Source organism: Streptomyces sp. NPDC056061, from assembly GCF_042266885.1.
GTDB lineage: Bacteria > Actinomycetota > Actinomycetes > Streptomycetales > Streptomycetaceae > Streptomyces.
Genome location: NZ_JBHJWQ010000063.1, coordinates 1 through 14,150 on the forward strand (window position 1 = coordinate 1; position 14,150 = coordinate 14,150).

The 14,150-nt window shown below is 67.4% G+C and carries 16 protein-coding genes and 3 pseudogenes; 5 read left to right on the forward strand and 14 right to left on the reverse strand.

All coding sequences use genetic code 11. The annotated features are described in order from the left end of the window. Positions 1 to 184 precede the first annotated feature (184 nt). From ACFC79_RS37545 to ACFC79_RS37570, 6 genes and pseudogenes are all read right to left on the reverse strand, one after another. Complete coding sequence (locus ACFC79_RS37545; protein ID WP_376249678.1) at positions 185 to 685, reverse strand: maleylpyruvate isomerase N-terminal domain-containing protein; 501 nt, start codon at positions 683 to 685, stop codon at positions 185 to 187. Positions 686 to 860: 175 nt separating this feature from the next. Continuing rightward, a pseudogene (locus ACFC79_RS37550) lies at positions 861 to 1,640 on the reverse strand (IS630 family transposase); the annotation flags it as partial. A 97-nt stretch (positions 1,641 to 1,737) separates the two neighbouring features. Further along, positions 1,738 to 2,937: a PP2C family protein-serine/threonine phosphatase gene (locus ACFC79_RS37555; protein WP_376249679.1), complete on the reverse strand. Its 1,200-nt coding sequence runs from the start codon at positions 2,935 to 2,937 to the stop codon at positions 1,738 to 1,740. Positions 2,938 to 3,179: 242 nt separating this feature from the next. Continuing rightward, the gene (locus ACFC79_RS37560) at positions 3,180 to 3,452 is read right to left on the reverse strand and encodes a hypothetical protein (RefSeq protein ID WP_376249681.1); all 273 of its coding nucleotides are present in this window, start codon (positions 3,450 to 3,452) and stop codon (positions 3,180 to 3,182) included. 42 nt (positions 3,453 to 3,494) lie between these two features. Then, a complete protein-coding gene (locus tag ACFC79_RS37565) occupies positions 3,495 to 3,761 on the reverse strand; it encodes a hypothetical protein (protein ID WP_376249683.1) in 267 nt (88 codons plus the stop codon). Positions 3,762 to 4,060: 299 nt separating this feature from the next. Continuing rightward, complete coding sequence (locus tag ACFC79_RS37570; RefSeq protein WP_376249685.1) at positions 4,061 to 4,666, reverse strand: DUF5994 family protein; 606 nt, start codon at positions 4,664 to 4,666, stop codon at positions 4,061 to 4,063. A gap of 308 nt (positions 4,667 to 4,974) precedes the next feature. Between ACFC79_RS37570 and ACFC79_RS37575 the strand changes: the two genes are divergently transcribed. The 3 genes and pseudogenes from ACFC79_RS37575 (at position 4,975) to ACFC79_RS37585 (ending at position 6,024) form a co-directional block, all read left to right on the forward strand. After that, the gene (locus tag ACFC79_RS37575; protein ID WP_376249687.1) at positions 4,975 to 5,472 is read left to right on the forward strand and encodes a DUF5994 family protein; all 498 of its coding nucleotides are present in this window, start codon (positions 4,975 to 4,977) and stop codon (positions 5,470 to 5,472) included. After that, positions 5,469 to 5,826, forward strand: a pseudogene (locus ACFC79_RS37580) (PRC-barrel domain-containing protein). The gene ACFC79_RS37575 and the pseudogene ACFC79_RS37580 overlap by 4 nt, the downstream one beginning before the upstream one ends. Before the next feature lie 27 nt (positions 5,827 to 5,853). After that, on the forward strand, positions 5,854 to 6,024 hold the full coding sequence (locus ACFC79_RS37585; protein WP_376249688.1) for a hypothetical protein: 171 nt from the start codon (positions 5,854 to 5,856) through the stop codon (positions 6,022 to 6,024). A gap of 394 nt (positions 6,025 to 6,418) precedes the next feature. Here the strand turns inward: ACFC79_RS37585 and ACFC79_RS37590 are convergent, their stop codons facing one another. From ACFC79_RS37590 to ACFC79_RS37605, 4 genes and pseudogenes are all read right to left on the reverse strand, one after another. Further along, positions 6,419 to 6,850, reverse strand: coding sequence for an SRPBCC family protein (locus tag ACFC79_RS37590; RefSeq protein ID WP_376249689.1), 432 nt, complete (start codon positions 6,848 to 6,850; stop codon positions 6,419 to 6,421). 150 nt (positions 6,851 to 7,000) lie between these two features. Beyond that, on the reverse strand, positions 7,001 to 7,297 hold the full coding sequence (locus tag ACFC79_RS37595; protein ID WP_376249691.1) for a hypothetical protein: 297 nt from the start codon (positions 7,295 to 7,297) through the stop codon (positions 7,001 to 7,003). A 555-nt stretch (positions 7,298 to 7,852) separates the two neighbouring features. Then, positions 7,853 to 8,524 (reverse strand): annotated as a pseudogene (locus tag ACFC79_RS37600) (nucleotidyl transferase AbiEii/AbiGii toxin family protein). After that, positions 8,521 to 8,868, reverse strand: a complete 348-nt coding sequence (locus tag ACFC79_RS37605) for a transcriptional regulator (protein WP_376249692.1) — start codon at positions 8,866 to 8,868, stop codon at positions 8,521 to 8,523. Before ACFC79_RS37605 ends, ACFC79_RS37600 begins: the two are co-directional and overlap by 4 nt. Positions 8,869 to 9,441: 573 nt before the next feature. On the opposite strand from ACFC79_RS37605, the gene ACFC79_RS37610 reads away from it, so the two are divergent. Both ACFC79_RS37610 and ACFC79_RS37615 read left to right on the forward strand, forming a co-directional pair. Next, positions 9,442 to 10,266, forward strand: coding sequence for a hypothetical protein (locus tag ACFC79_RS37610; RefSeq protein WP_376249694.1), 825 nt, complete (start codon positions 9,442 to 9,444; stop codon positions 10,264 to 10,266). 271 nt (positions 10,267 to 10,537) lie between these two features. Next, positions 10,538 to 11,354 (forward strand): IS5 family transposase gene (locus ACFC79_RS37615; RefSeq protein ID WP_376249696.1). Its coding sequence is split into 2 segments (ribosomal slippage): positions 10,538 to 10,878 and positions 10,877 to 11,354, totalling 819 coding nucleotides; the frame shifts between segments, so codons are not numbered across the junction. Positions 11,355 to 11,546: 192 nt separating this feature from the next. Here the strand turns inward: ACFC79_RS37615 and ACFC79_RS37620 are convergent. The 4 genes from ACFC79_RS37620 to ACFC79_RS37635 all read right to left on the reverse strand — a co-directional run. Next, on the reverse strand, positions 11,547 to 12,137 hold the full coding sequence (locus ACFC79_RS37620) for a DUF5994 family protein (protein ID WP_376249698.1): 591 nt from the start codon (positions 12,135 to 12,137) through the stop codon (positions 11,547 to 11,549). Between the two features lie 225 nt (positions 12,138 to 12,362). Next, a complete protein-coding gene (locus ACFC79_RS37625; protein WP_358856988.1) occupies positions 12,363 to 12,785 on the reverse strand; it encodes a YjbQ family protein in 423 nt (140 codons plus the stop codon). Positions 12,786 to 13,057: 272 nt separating this feature from the next. Next, entirely contained in the window at positions 13,058 to 13,330 is a 273-nt protein-coding gene (locus ACFC79_RS37630; RefSeq protein WP_329840475.1) for a hypothetical protein, read from the reverse strand. Positions 13,331 to 13,714: 384 nt separating this feature from the next. After that, on the reverse strand, positions 13,715 to 14,150 hold a 436-nt coding region (locus ACFC79_RS37635), incomplete at its 5' end, for a SpoIIE family protein phosphatase (protein WP_376249701.1).

Consider the following 14,150-nt stretch of genomic DNA (forward strand, 5'->3'; position numbering starts at 1 on the left):
CCGACCAGGCAGCGACCGAACCAGTGAACCTGAAACCACGTCAACCCGCCATGACCAGCTAGTCATCCACTCCCACACAGCGGGGGAACCTCAAGTACTGAACTTGATTGGGTGATGTCAGGCCGATACCCCGACATCACCCAATCGAGTTCAGTAGTGCTGTGACCGGGAACGTTCGCCGGGGTCAGCTCGAACAGTCCGGTCGTGCTGCTTCCCACCTCCATGAGGTTTGACGAGGGAGGCCGACGAGTTCTCCGCGGCCGGTGCACCAGAGGAGTACCTGAGCGGGGTCTCCGGGTGGGGCGGCAGGGAAGAGCCGGATGAGTACTGCTGCGCTCAGCGGTGCTGGTGGCAGCCAGTCCACGGACAGTCCCTGCGTGATGTCGTAGGTGTGCAGCAGGGTTTCGGCGACGCCCATCGCGGCGAACCCTTCGGGGTCGCACGGGCCCCAGTGCAAGACCCTCAGGGTCGGGTTGGCTGCGGCCAGGGCGCTGCTGAGCAGTCCGCCGCAGGCGGTGACGGCCTGGAGTGCCTCGGCCGGCGAGGCAGTGGGGCGCACGTTCAGGTCGATGGGAAGGTAGGCGTCGGTGGGCTGTGCTGCCAGCTGCCCTGCGTAGGCCAGCAGGTCGTGGCCGATGTGAGCCGCTGTTTGCCAGCATGTCCATTCGAGCGGCCCCGCTGGCACCGTCCAGTCCTCGGCGGACGGGGGCCAAGCACCCGCAGCATCTCTGCCACAGCGGCGTCGACGTCCTGATGGTCCATGCAGAGGTCCTCGCGGTCCGTGTGGTGGGACTTGGCTGGGCTGGTGGTCGGATCCTTCACGCCGCCGGGCATATGGCACGTCCGCCCCAGCGGATGCCCTACTCGCTGCGGATGCGGGCGCGTTCTCGGCGTTGGGCGGCGAGGACGTCGGGGTGGCGGGCGTTGGCGTTGCGCCAGCGCAGATGGGCGTGCAGGGCCCGGGTCTGTGCGGGGTGGCTGCGGTGGTTCGAGTTGGTCAGGGTGAACTGCCGCAGTGGGCCGAAGTGGGCCTCGATCGGGTTGGCCCAGGAGGCGTAGGTCGGGGTGAAGCACGGCCCGACCTTGTTCTTCTTCGCCCAGCGGCGGATGTCCGCACCGGTGTGGGTGGAGAGATTGTCCAAAATGATGTAGATCGGGGCGCCGTCGGGGCGGGCAGCGCGGATCGATTTCAGCGCGGCCAGGCTGTTGGCGGCGCCCTTGCCGCGCAGGTTGACCCCCCACAGGGCGTTGTCGCCCACGGAGTAGCAGCCGTGGAAGCAGGTGACGCCGTGGGTGCGGCGGTAGGTCGCCGGCAGCCGGTTTGGCTTGCCCTGCTTCGCCCAGCAGGAGCCTGCGGTGGGCCGGATCCCCAACGGCCCGAACTCGTCGAAGGCGAAAACCCGGTCGGGGAAGCGTCCCAGCACCTGCTCGATCCGGTCGAGCCTGGCGTCGCGGTCGGGATCTGGGGACTCCTTCCAGGTTTTGGTGCGCTGGAAGGTGATGCCGCGGCGCGACAGCAGGCAGCGTAAAGCTTCCCGGCCGATGCGAAGGACACGCCCGTGCACACGGCGCAGGTAGGCAGCGAGTGCGCGGATCGACCAGCGGGTGAAGGGCTGACCGAGCTTGGTGGGGCGGGTGGTGAAACGCCCTCCGGCATCCCGGCGTTCGGGGATGCCGGAGGACCTCTGTTGACCGCTGTTCACCGCCTCTACTGGCACGTTGTGGCACGACGGCGGATCAGCCACGCCACTCGACCAGGACGAGCGTGGCGTTGTCGGTGGTGGTCTCGCCGCGGGCCCGTTTGAGCGTGTGGGACAGGTCGCGTGCCACGGTTCGTACTGCTCGATCGGCCTGGTCCAGTCGATGGACCCAGCCGATCAACTGGTCCTCGCCGAACTGCTCCTGTCCGCTCGCGTGTTCCTCGATCAGGCCGTCGGTGAAGCAGAGGATGCGGTCACCGGGTTCGAGTGTCAGGTCGCTGATCTGCGGCTGTGCCCCTCCGAAGCCGACGGGGAGGGTTGTGGGGCTGTCCAGACGGTGCACGACGCGGTGTCCGCGGATCAGCATGGGGGCGGGGTGGCCGGCGTTGACCCACTGGAGGCGGCCGGTGTTCGTGTCCAGCCGCAGCATCTGCGCGGTGACGAAGTGGTCGGGGGCGAACTGCTCGGCCATGGCACGGTCCATGAAGAGGTAGATCTCGGACAGCTCGATACTGATGCGGCGGGCGTGCCGATAGGCGCCGATGGCGACGGTGGCCATGGTGGCCGCGTCCAGGCCGTGGCCCATGGCGTCGATCATGGCGAGGTGGAGGGTGTCGCCGTTCAGGGCGTAGTCGAAGCTGTCGCCCGCTACGTCGTAGGCGGGTTCGAGAACTCCGGCGACGGCGACGCGCGGCATGGTCATGGTCAGCGGCGGCAGGAGCGACCACTGGATCTCCGCGGCGACGCTCATCGGTTCGCTGCGGCGGGTGCGGAAGAAGAGGTCGGTGTAGCCGTTCTTGGTCTGCAGCAGTCCGGCGACCAGGCCCGCGATCCTGCGCAGGATGCGGCGGTCGTCGTCGTCGACCGCGTCCAGGGTGACGGTCAGGACGCCGGCCTGGTCGCCGCCGTCGAGCAGTGATACGTGGACGCGTACCCCGTCGGCCAGCGGCAGTTCGACCAGGCGCGATGTGAGAAGACACCTGCCGGCCTCCGAGTCGCCGATGGGCAGTGGCTCGCCGCCCGTCAGCCCTTCGGCGGGCAGGGGCACCAGCTTCTGTTGCCCGTAGTCCTGGAGGAGGATTTGCGGGTCCCGGCCCCCCAACCGGCTCACTGTCTCGGCGACGACCAGCCCGATCCGGTGGGGCGGCAGCTCGTGCGCCCGGTCCAGGATCGCACCCAGGAGTCCCTCCCCGAAGCTCCCCGAGCGATCGGGTTCCCCGAGCCGTCCGACGGTCATCCCGTTGCCTCCAACCGGGCGGCGAGAACCTCGTCCGGTGCTGCGGTACGGGGCGGGTGCGGGTACCGAGGGCGCGCAGCGACCGGATCCCGGAGCGGGCCGCACCAGAGATGTGGCCTCCAGGATGCTCCTCGGCGGCAGGTCACGCCACATGGCCACCACAGCGCGGGGGCGCTGGCCGCAGGTGACCACGCCCTCCTTCCCCGAGCCTTTCGAGCCCACCGGATCCGGAGCGAACGGGCTCAGCCGCGCTCTTCCTCCTCCGCCTCCATGAGGCGGATGCCTCGGTGGGTGAGCGAGACCATCGCGGGTGTGTTTCCCGGCTCCCAGTCGACGGTGACCAGTTCCTCGCCCGCGAGGTAGCCGCAGGCGGCAGCAAGGTCCTGCTCCGGGATGCGGAGATCGTGCTCGAGCGCGGCTCCGGTGACGCCGAGCAGACGGTTGCCTTCGGCGGCTGCGTAGAGGGCCTGGAGGATCTGTCGGCGGTACCGCTGCCGCTCGTGGAGTGTCGCCATGGCCGCGTGGTCCTGTCGTCGTGTGGTGTCGTTCGTGACCGGTCAGGGTTCCTCGGCGTGGGGGCCGGCGCCGGTGGGTGGTCTGCTGGTGGCGAGCCAGGAGCGGGCGGGTTCGGCGGCGGTCTCGGTGTCGACGGTGAGGTGGAGCCGCGTGCCGCCGCCCGGCGTCGGGTAGCTGCGCTGCTCCGCCCCGGCAAAGCACCGGCGGATCACTTCGGCGACCGCGCGGGCGGCCTCGGGGGTGGCGGAGACGATACGGATCTCGGCGTGCCCGGCCTGCGGCAGAGGCTCGTTCTCGGCGGGGTGCAAGAGAGCGTGTTCCCTTCGGGACGAAGCGAGAGGCCGACGAGTGGGCTGTTCCTGGTGTCGGGTGCCCACCCGCGGCCTTCGGTCGGAGGAGTGGTTTTGAGGTAAGGGCCAGGTACCCGCACGCCGACGACCGGAGATTCGTTCGGGCAACCTGGGGTGTCTGTGGCCGGGGGGACGGCTCAGGGAGGGGCAGGGAGCGTTGAAGCGGTGTGCCGCTGTGCGTGCGTCGTGCCGGGCGTTCAGCCGATGGATCAGACGTATGCCGAGCGCGATCAGAAGCGCGCCTGCCACGAGGGTGATCATGGCCTCCATGTCGTCACCCGCATGTACCCCGGCAGGGGGATCATCCGCGCGCCGACGACCGAGTGCGCCGCCGGGTGCGGCTGGGGCGCCGGGGCGGCCCCGCCCTCGCTCTCCCAGGCGTCTTCGCTGCTCCGTGCCTCCTGCATACGGCGGCCGGTCGCGGCTTCGTCGGACATGAGCCCGCCCGCGGTGAGGATGCTTCCGGGCAGGGCGGCGGCGGTCATCAGCCGGGCTGCGGAGGCGGGTTCGGTCTCGGGGGGAATCACGAGCAGGTCGCAGCGGCCGGTCGTGTAGGACAGCAGGATGATCTTGTCGGGATCCTGCTCGGTGAACCAGCCCACGTGCAGGACGTGGTCGGTGTCGGCGACCTTGTGCGGGACGACGGGCCAGTGGTCGGGATTCACCAGGACGCGAGTGATGCGTCCCCAGCGCCCTTCGAGGGCGTCGGTCAGCGGCGGCAGCTCGGCTGCCAGGTCGCGCGAACGGGGCCACCAGGCGCCATCGAGCCGACCGGCCAGCGCGGTCCTCGGGGTGAGCGACAAGCGTGCCGGAAGTCCTGGGGAGGGGGCGCGGCTCGCTGTTCTGTCGAGGGTGGTGGTCATGGTGCGGACCTGCCCCCGGGCTGCCCGTCGGCAGCCCGGTTTTCGCGTTCCCCGGAAACGACACCTGCGTGGAAGCTGGTGCTCGAAGTACTTCCGGTATGTCCAGCGTACGTCCGAGCAGCTCGCTTTCGTCCTGATACGAGGAAAGACTTCCGGTTTCGTGTGGACGAGTGTGCGGCGACGGGCGGATATGCGGGAGCCGGAGTTACCGTGAAATGACGGCACAGTCGCCCCGCCGACGGCCCGGCACCCACACAGGTGGGGCCCGCGAGCGCCGCGGCAGCTCCCCGTAGACGGGCGGATCCACCATGGCCGACTCAGACATCCCGCCCACGCCCCCGTTGCTCCTGCCGGACGCGATCCACCAGGTGGCTCGACCCGGTACGGCTCTGCTCCGGCTGGAGACGACGCACTCCCGGCAGGGCGTCCTCGACGGGGCGTGGTGGCCGCGCACCCGCGACGTTAAGCAGGAGGTTCCCGCGCTGGTGTCCGTCCTGACCGAACACCTCGGACCCATCACCCGGGTGGGCCTGGACGCCGCCGCCTGGGACGCGATACCGACCCGCCTGATCATCGACGACCGGATCGTGCACCTCGACTCCTTCCCCGTCGGAGACGACACCGTCCTGATCACCCGCGGCGACAAGGACCACTTCGCGCTGATGGTGGTCCCGCCGGACACGGAACCCGATGCCGCCCGCACGGCCATGGCCCGCGCGGTCCACGCCGACAACATCACGCAGGCCACCGAGATCCTCGCCGCCGCGCTTCCCCCACCGACGACCGAGCGCGGAGGGGCGGCGTGATCCAGATGGCGGACATCCGCGAGTGGCGCAACCAGGAAGTGGTGGATTCCGGCGGCCATAAGATCGGCGAGCTGGAATCCGTCTGCGTCGACACCACCACCGGCGAACCGGCCAGGGCCACGGTCCGTGTCGGCCTGTCCACCCGGCACCGCCTCGTGTTCGTCCCCCTGGAGGGGGGCGATGGTCGGGCCGGGGTACGTACGGGTCGCCCATGACAAGAAGCTGGTGAAACGGAGCCCCTCGATCGGCATGGACGGCATCCGGCCCTTCGAGGACGAGGGAGCCGTCTTCCACCACTACGGCCTCGCCTACGCGCCCGGTGCGAACGGCGAACGGCAACTGGCCCGACGCTGAGCCGACGACCGCCAGGGAGGCGGCCCCATGACGCTCTTCCTCGCCCTGATCACCGCCGCGATCATTCTGGGACTCATCGGCGCCGTCGCCGACGGACTCCTCTTCCTGCTCTTCATCGGCATCGCCGTGCTCGTGGCAGATCTCCTCTACATGGCCCTGCGCACTCGCCACTTCGCCCATCACCGCCCGCTCCGGTGACTTCAGGGACGGCCGGAGTGGGCCCCAGCAGTCCGGACGCTCGGCTGCGGTGGTGCGCCGGAGGAAACGGCCGACCTGACAGGCTGGACAACGATGAAGGCCCCGGTCGCTGACCGGGGCCTTCATCAAAGAGCGGGTGACGAGAATATCAAAGAGCGGGTGACGAGAATCGAACTCGCGCTCTGAGCTTGGGAATCAACGCCGCCTGCGAGGCTGACATGGGGCTGACCAGGTCGGACGCCAGCTGGGCGTCCCATGCGGGGACACACGGGGCACCGTTGCTGACCGCTGTTTGCCGTGTTGAAGGGCACGGACGGGGCACGACGGCCCTGGACCGCACTGCCGTCATACGCCCTCGCGAAGCGTGAGGCCGGCCCCGACCGGTGGGGGCGCCTCACCGTTCCCGTTCCACCAACTCCTTGAAGTGCTCGAGGTCGTCCCGTACAAGCCGTTCGATCGCGGTCGCCTGGGCGAATCCCTTCGGCCCGCCGAACGTCTTCCTGACGGTGCCCGGGTCGTACTCGATCCGGGCCTGGACCCGGGTGCGCTCCCGGTCGATGGCCAGCAGTGAGAAGGTCCCCGCCAGGTCCGGACCGCTCGTGGTCTGCCACTCCAGCATGTGTTCCTTGCCGCGGTCGGTGATCTCGGCTTCGAACTCCTGAGCCCGGCCGCCCGCGTCGACGTCCAGGTGCGCCCGGTGCCCGTCCTCCGAACGAGCCTCGCGTACTCCTTCGACGAATCGCGGATAGGTCTCCACCTCGTGGAGGTGTTCCCAGGCCACAGCGATCGGAACAGCAACGTCGATCTGTTCTTCGAGAGTGCTCATCGGCCACCTCAAAACTCGGTTCACCGTCTATGGGGCCATGACTCCAGTATCGCCCCTGGAGGATCGATGGGGGCCGGGAGTGTCGGTGTCCGCGACCGGTGCTGCCCGTCCTCGGCGTTCCGGGACGCGGGCAGAAGGACCGCGGCGGCTTCAGGCGTGCCCGGCTCCGAGTTCGCGGCCGCGGTAGAAGCCTTCCCGCTCCTCGACGACGTAAGGGGCCATGGCCTCACGCCGCTGCGTCTCCGCCGCGGAGGCCCGCCAGGAGTCGCACGCTTCCTTGGTGTCCCAGAACGACACCCCGGTGATCTCTTGCCCGTCCTCGGACCAGTACGCGTAGGCGCGGCGCAGCGCCTGCGGGTACGGGTCCGGGCGCCAGGCTCTCTCGAACTCCTCCAACGCGCCCGGCTTGATGCGGCGTGTCGTCACCCAGACAAAGTGCTCCACCATCGCGGTCTCCTCTGGAGTGCCGGTTCGACTTGATGGTGCCTTCTCGAGCCATCGTAGGTTTGTGGCACGGCTTCCGCCCCTGCTGCGGCTGTGGACCAACAGGGAAGCCTGTGTCAGCGGGTGGTTCCCTCGGAGACCTCCGTTCACCGTCGCGACGGTCGGAGCGGTCACGACCGCTCCGACCATGTTCGTCATGGTGTCCAACTTGTCCCTCGGTTCCGTCGTCCTTGTCCAGTGAGTCCATACAGGCTCACCTGGCCCACGTCAGCACCATTTCGAGTCCGGGCAGCACACCCGTTCCGGACGGTTATGCGGGGCGACCAGCGGAGAGGCCGGTCATCATGCCCCGAGGTCCTGTTTCCTTTTCGGCTTCCGGCGTTGGCTTCTTGGGCCATCCTGTTCCCACTGGGGAGTTGAGCCTTTCTCACGGTCGGTCGACCGGGCCATGAAGAACCGGACCCAACGGGGTTTCCACGTTCCACACGCATGAGATACGACCGGGGTGGGTGCTCCCTTTATTTCGAGGCGGCGGTGTCCACCTGGCCGGAGCGACCGTCAGTCGTCGTACGGTGCCTCAAGCTCCTGAAGTCGTTCCCCGATGTCGTCGGCCCAGGTCTGCGCCCACTGCCGCAGCTCGGTGACTGCTTGCTCGTCGAGTCCGTAGGCGGCGAATTCCGTGTCGTCGATCCAGTCGGCTCCGCCTAGCCGAGCTTGGAGCTCACTGAGATCGAAGGAGTCCCGGGCATGGCGCCGGCCGAGTTCTTCGAGTTCGACGGGGTTCCAACGGCCCGTGGCGGCCTGCACGTCGATCAGGTCCCTGGCGAGTCCGCGGTCGGCCAGGGCGCGGACCTTGGTCCCGACGACATCTTCAAGGGACAGCACCAAGCCGTGTTCGGTGTGTACGGGTGGCCGCCAGAGTGCTTCCTTGAGGATGTCGACCTCGCACTCTTCATGGCTGGCGGGGTCGGTGACGATTAGACGTGCGGACAGCGGATCTGTCTTCAGGGCTTCCACGTGCTATCCGCGCCGCTCCAGTCCGGTGCGCACTACAGTCGCGATGTCCTCCATGGGATCCGGGTTCTCCGTCGCGACATCGAGGTCCTGGCTGAGCCGGTCGACCAGGCCGTGTGCCTGGACCGCGTAGCCGCCGGTGAGCGCGAGGGGGTAAGTGCCACCTACGACAAGAACGTCTGCAAGCAAGCGGCGGTGCAGGCCCGTGAGGTTCACGCAGCGGCCCGGGCGCTGGCGGCCAGCTCGCCGAAGGCGCTCTCCCAGACCTCGCGGACATCAGGGCTGATCAGTGTGCGCAGTGTGGGCCACAGGCCGACCAGAAGGTCCTGGTCGAGGTACTGGACCAAGTCGTCGTGCCGGCCCTCGGCCAGCACGATCCGGTAGTAGCTCATCCGTAGCCGGGGCCGGTCGAGGTCGAACGTGGTCAACCCCGACCAGGCAAGGTGGAGCGGCAGGTGTACCGGGCCGTGCTTGGGACCGGCAAGCTCGGAGAGCGCTGCGGGCAGGCGCCGGACGAACTTGGCACGACGGAGGTCGGAGAGGCGAGGCTGTGATGCCATGCATCGATTATCCAGGAAGAGCCGACGATGAGCCGCTCGGACCGCAGACATCACTCCTGCGAGCAGGACACCGGCCCGCTGCCCCGCCGACGGGGCCGATGACGCCGCTGCCCGCAGTGCCTATCTCGGAGATCGGCGGTGGAACTCGGCCCCCAGCACCAACGTGATGCCCACCCCCAGATCGCCCGCGGCGATCGAGAGTGTCTGGCCACTGGACTGGCTGTGGAGGAGGCGTCGATGCCGGCCGACCGGATCCGGCACCTCTGACATGCTCTCTATCGAGTTCTGCCGACTGTTCGCTGCGCGCGGTGGGGGGCTGAGTCTTACAACTTTCTGGAGGGGGAGAGTGTGTCGAAAACCGACCTTGTGGCGCTCGTCTTCGTTGCCTGGACAACGTCAATATGGGCCCTGACCATGACGGCAACGTCGCAGCGCCGAGGTAAAAGGACATTCTTGGAGCGGCTCTGCTGGGCTCGTGCGCGGGTGCGTGCACGTCGTCGTCGCGCTCACTTGGTGCGTCAGATCCGCGGCAGCTCCCTGGCGACACGTCCCGACTATCCAACGCTGGACTACTTGGAGCGCGAAGACGTCCTCTACCAGGTGTCGAGGAGGGCACTCGGCATAAAAATGATCGTCCCTGTCTTGACATCTTTCTCAACAGGGCTGGTTCTTGCAGCAACCATTGAAAGCACAGCCTGGCACGCCTGGCGCGACGCCCTCGCTGTCGGGGCCCTCGTGACGCCCATTCTGATCACTGGCATGATTGCTTCAATTGTCTCGAACCAAGGTATGCAACGGTGGACAACCGAGGCTGTGACAGCCACGGTGCGTAGGGCCTATGAGGCACTTCTCAAGCCTCTGGAAGTGAAGGGGAAGGTGCCTCTGACAGCATCGCCCTTCAACTCCCCGCATGTCGCGGCAGTCCAAGCGTTGGAGGACTTCGCCGTTGCGCTGGAGAGATACGCCCTGCAACGTGCGCTTCCCGACGGCCGCAACCCCATGCCCCAGGTCGTGGCTCGATTTTCAGCAGCCGCCGCCCTCGTGCGCGAGCTTCGGGACGGGGTTGAACTTGATCGCATCGACGGTGCAAAGCGTGCTCTGCTCGGAGTCGAGAGAATCCTGAAAGTCCTCGCCAGCGGTCAGCTGCAAGATCTCGCGCCCGGTGACGCATCCGGCGATGAGCTGTTGCATAGCCACCGGGAGCGCAGAGCTTGGCGACAGCAGGTGTTGCGAGGATCTGCGTTCACCCTCTGTCTCGCCGGCATCGTATTTGCCCTGGCCTCATCAGCCGTCGGCGTCGCCCTGGCTACGGCCGCCGCTGTGGCTGTTATGGCTATTTGGGACAAGATTCTTCGCCTCTCCGCTGGCTCGGACGTGAATAGGTCAGCCAGCAGCTGAATGGCACTTTCAGACGGCCCTTGACTCAAAGGAGAGCCCTATCAAACCTGAAAAGAGACATGCTGTGGTGTGGGATGACCTCGTTGCCCGGAGTCTATGAGGCGGGCAGCGAAAAGGGCCCCCGGTCAATGGCCGGGAGCCCTTTTAAAGAGCGGGTGACGAGAATCGAACTCGCGCTCTGAGCTTGGGAATCACTGGCGCTCAGCCCCCATAAACCGCTCTGAGGGGATGTCTCATGTGGTCGTTCGTTGACGCGGCATGATGCTGGACTGTGGGTGTTGATCTGTCGCGTCGGCTGGTGCCGGACGAACTGTGGGAGCTGACCGCTCCGTTGTTGCCGGAGTTCACGTCCCGTCCGCAGGGCGGTGGTACTGCTCCGGTGGATGAGCGGGCGGTGTTCACGGCCGTGGTGTATGTGCTGACGAGCGGCTGTGCGTGGCGGTATTTGCCGGACTCGTTCGGTGTCTCGCCGGCCACCGCGCACCGCCGGTTCACCGTGTGGACCGAGGCCGGGTTGTGGCGTCGGCTGCACCGGGCGGTGCTGGACGAACTCGGCGCCAGGGGTGAGCTGGACTGGTCGTCCGCGATCGTCGATGCCGCGTCGGTGCGGTCGAAAAGGGGGCTCGCTGACCGGGCCGAATCCGGTCGATCGCGGCAAGAAGGGCAGCAAACTGCACGTGCTGTCCGAGACCCAGGGCCTGCCGCCGGCCGTCGCGGTGTCCGGCGCGAACGTGCACGACAGCCAGGCGTTCAAGCCGTTGATTCTCGGCATCCCCGCCGTCCGCTCCCGGCGCGGACCACGTCGGAGGAAGCCGGTGAAGGCCCGTGCGGACAAGGCGTACTACTCTGCGGAGCACCTCCGCTGGCTCCGCAGCCGGAACCTCGTCGCGCGGATCGCCCGACCCGGTATCGAGTCCGGTGAGCGGCTCGGCCGGCACCGCTGGAAGATCGAGCGGTCGATCGCCTGGCTCTTCGGCTACCGCCGCCTCACCGTCCGGTACGAACGAAAAGGCAGCCACTTCCTCGCCTTCCTCGGCCTTGCCGCAGCCCTGACCTGCTACAAGAGACTCGCGAAAATCGCCACGTGAGACATCTTCTGAACTGTAGGAATGCCCTTGAGGGGGCGCCATCCGGGGGCGCCTCAGTACCGCTATTGACCGGTGCTGACCGCTCTGAAGGGCACGGATGGGGCATGAGTACCGAAGGTGGCTGTTGGCCCGGGGCATTCTTCCGGCGCGGGACGGGAATCGACGCCGCGCTCTCGAAGGTTTCCACGGTATTCAGATACCTTCCACCGCATCTGGTACCTGAGCAACGATTGCTTGGGCGGGGGAACGCGATGTCGGCAGGCTTGCTCCATGGCCGCCTTCGGAGTCCCAGACCGAAACCAGGGACAGCTCCATCTCCTCCGCGATCCGGCGTTGCTCCGCTTCCTCCATCAGGGCGCTCGCGGTGAGGGTGCCCAGCGGATAGGCGGCCTCCGTCATGAGCCGGGCGGCTGTGGCGGGGATGGTCTCCGGTGGAATCACCAGCAGGTCCCAACGGCCGGTGTTGTAGGAGAGCAGCAGCAGCTTGTGGGGATCTTGCTCCGCCTTGAACCAGCCGACACCCACCACATGCCCGTCGACGGGCACCTTCCGTGGGATGACCGGCCAGAACGTGGGGTTTACCGTGACGTGGGTGATCCGCCCCCACAGCGGGTCGAGGACGGCCGTCAGTGCGGGAAGTTCTGCCGTGAGGTCACGGGAGCGGGGCCACCACGCACCGTCGAGCAGAGCCGGAGCGGTACCGGCTGGCGCCAGCATGAGTCGGACGGGCAGCGAAGAGGTCCGGCCTTCGACCGCATGCGTATACCGAATAGTCGTGGTCATGGCGCGGCCCCTGCCCCGGGCCGATCACAACCCGGTGTCGTGAATCGCCGAAAACGACACGAGCACGGAGACTGGTGTACGAAGTGCTCTCGGTAGTTCCAGCTTACTCGCGGTAAGACCCGCCGGACCGATACGGAGCCTCCCGTGCGGGAAACTGGACGGTCTCGTACGGCACCGGCTGCCAGCAGGGGGGCTGTCAGCCGCAGGGCCGCGTGGGTCGTGTGGTCAGCTGAGGAAAGACAGCCGGACTTGGCGTTCGGGGCTGTCCCGGTCTGTGTTCACCAGTACGACGGACTGTGAGGTCCCCAGCTCCAGCTCACCGTCGACTACGGGCAATGTGGCGTGTGGTGGGACCAGAGCCGGGAGCATGTGGGCCCTGCCGTGGCCAGGACTGCCGTGGCGGTCTTGCCAGCGGTCGTCCGCGGGAAGAATGTCGCGGAGGGCCGCCAACAGGTCATCGTCACTGCCCGCGCCGGTCTCGATGACGGCCAGGCCGGACGTCGCGTGGAGGGTGAAGATGTTCAGCAGTCCGTTTCGCCCGTGAGCGACCTCTCGGAGGAACGCGGAGCATGCGTTCGTGAGGTCGTGCAGGGTCTCCGTGGAGCCGGTTGTGATGTTGATCGTGCGGGTGGTGAAGGTGCCAGCCATGGTTCACCGATACCCATTGCGGAGCCCGAGCACTGACGGCCGGATGGGTTGTTCCTCCGGGACTCCGCCGGTAAGGGCACGCGCTCCCGTACCAGGACAGGTCCTCATGCCGTCTCATCCGAGTCCCGCAAGCGAGACCTGGACCGCGACTTCCTCGCCTGCCCGGCCCCAGACGCATCGCTTTGCGTCCAGCGCCCAGCCCCCGGCCAACGGCACCTGGAGTACCTGGCACCGCGTAGTCCGGGCAGCACGGACGTCGCCCGGGCTCCGCGTCAACCGTGCTCTTCCTCTTCAGACTCCATACGTCGAATGCCTTGGTGCGTCAGCGTGATCATGAGCGGCGTATTGCCCGCGGCCCAGTCGACCGTGATCAGGCCCTCGCCGACCAGATAGGTGCAGGCGGCCGCCAGATCCTCTTGGGGGATCGCGAGTTCCTGGAGCAGCTTCGCCCCGGTGATCCCCAGCAGGCGGTTGCCTTCCGTGGCCTCGTACAGAGCCCGCATGATCTTCTCGCGGTACGCCTTCCGGTCGGCTAGCGATGCCATGACTGCCACCTCTGGGGGAAAGGGCGCCGTGCCTATCGCGGCGGAGGGGTGCCGGGATGCCCGGTGAGGAGCCGACTCTCTCGCAGCTGCTTGAGGAGGAGGGGCCGGTGTACGTCCCCGCATTCATTATCCGCCGAGGGGGCGTCATGGCTTTATGCGCGAGAGCGGGCTCTGGCTCAACTTCTGCGAAGTAGGCACGCTGAGTCACGAATGTCTGTCTGGGATGAGTCCACAGCGCAGACAAGCAAAAGTGGCGTCCGGAGGTTCAACAGTTCCGGCGGTGACGGCTGCCTTCGCCCTCTGGGCCGAGGGCGCCTTGGCGAACGGCGGATGGGCCGCAGGGGCTTCGGCTCCGTCGGCTCCGTAGCGGCGATGGCTGTCGGCTCAATCGAGGGTGGCGAGATGATCGGCGTCGCCGCCGCGCCACTCGATGAGGAAGATGGTCGCGTCGTCGCTGGTGATGTCGCCTCGTTCCTGTTTCAGAGCGTGGGAGAGCGCGCGCACCACCCGCCGCACCGCGGTGTGGTCACGGAGGATCCGGTTGGTGCACTCGATGAGTTGCGCCTCACCGAACTGTTCCCCGCCGGCTTGGTGCTCCTCGATCAGGCCGTCGGTGAAGCACAGCAACCGGTCCCCGGGTTGCAGCATCCGCTCGCTGACTTCCGGCCGGTCACCGCCGAAGCCGACCGGCAATGTGGTTGGGCTCTCCAGCCTGTCCACCACGGCGCGGTCTGAGGTTCCCCCGAGATGCGGGGAAAGGTGACAGCAGGTCAGATGGGTTTCATGAGAGGAGCCCAGACGATGCCTGCCCCGAGGAAAT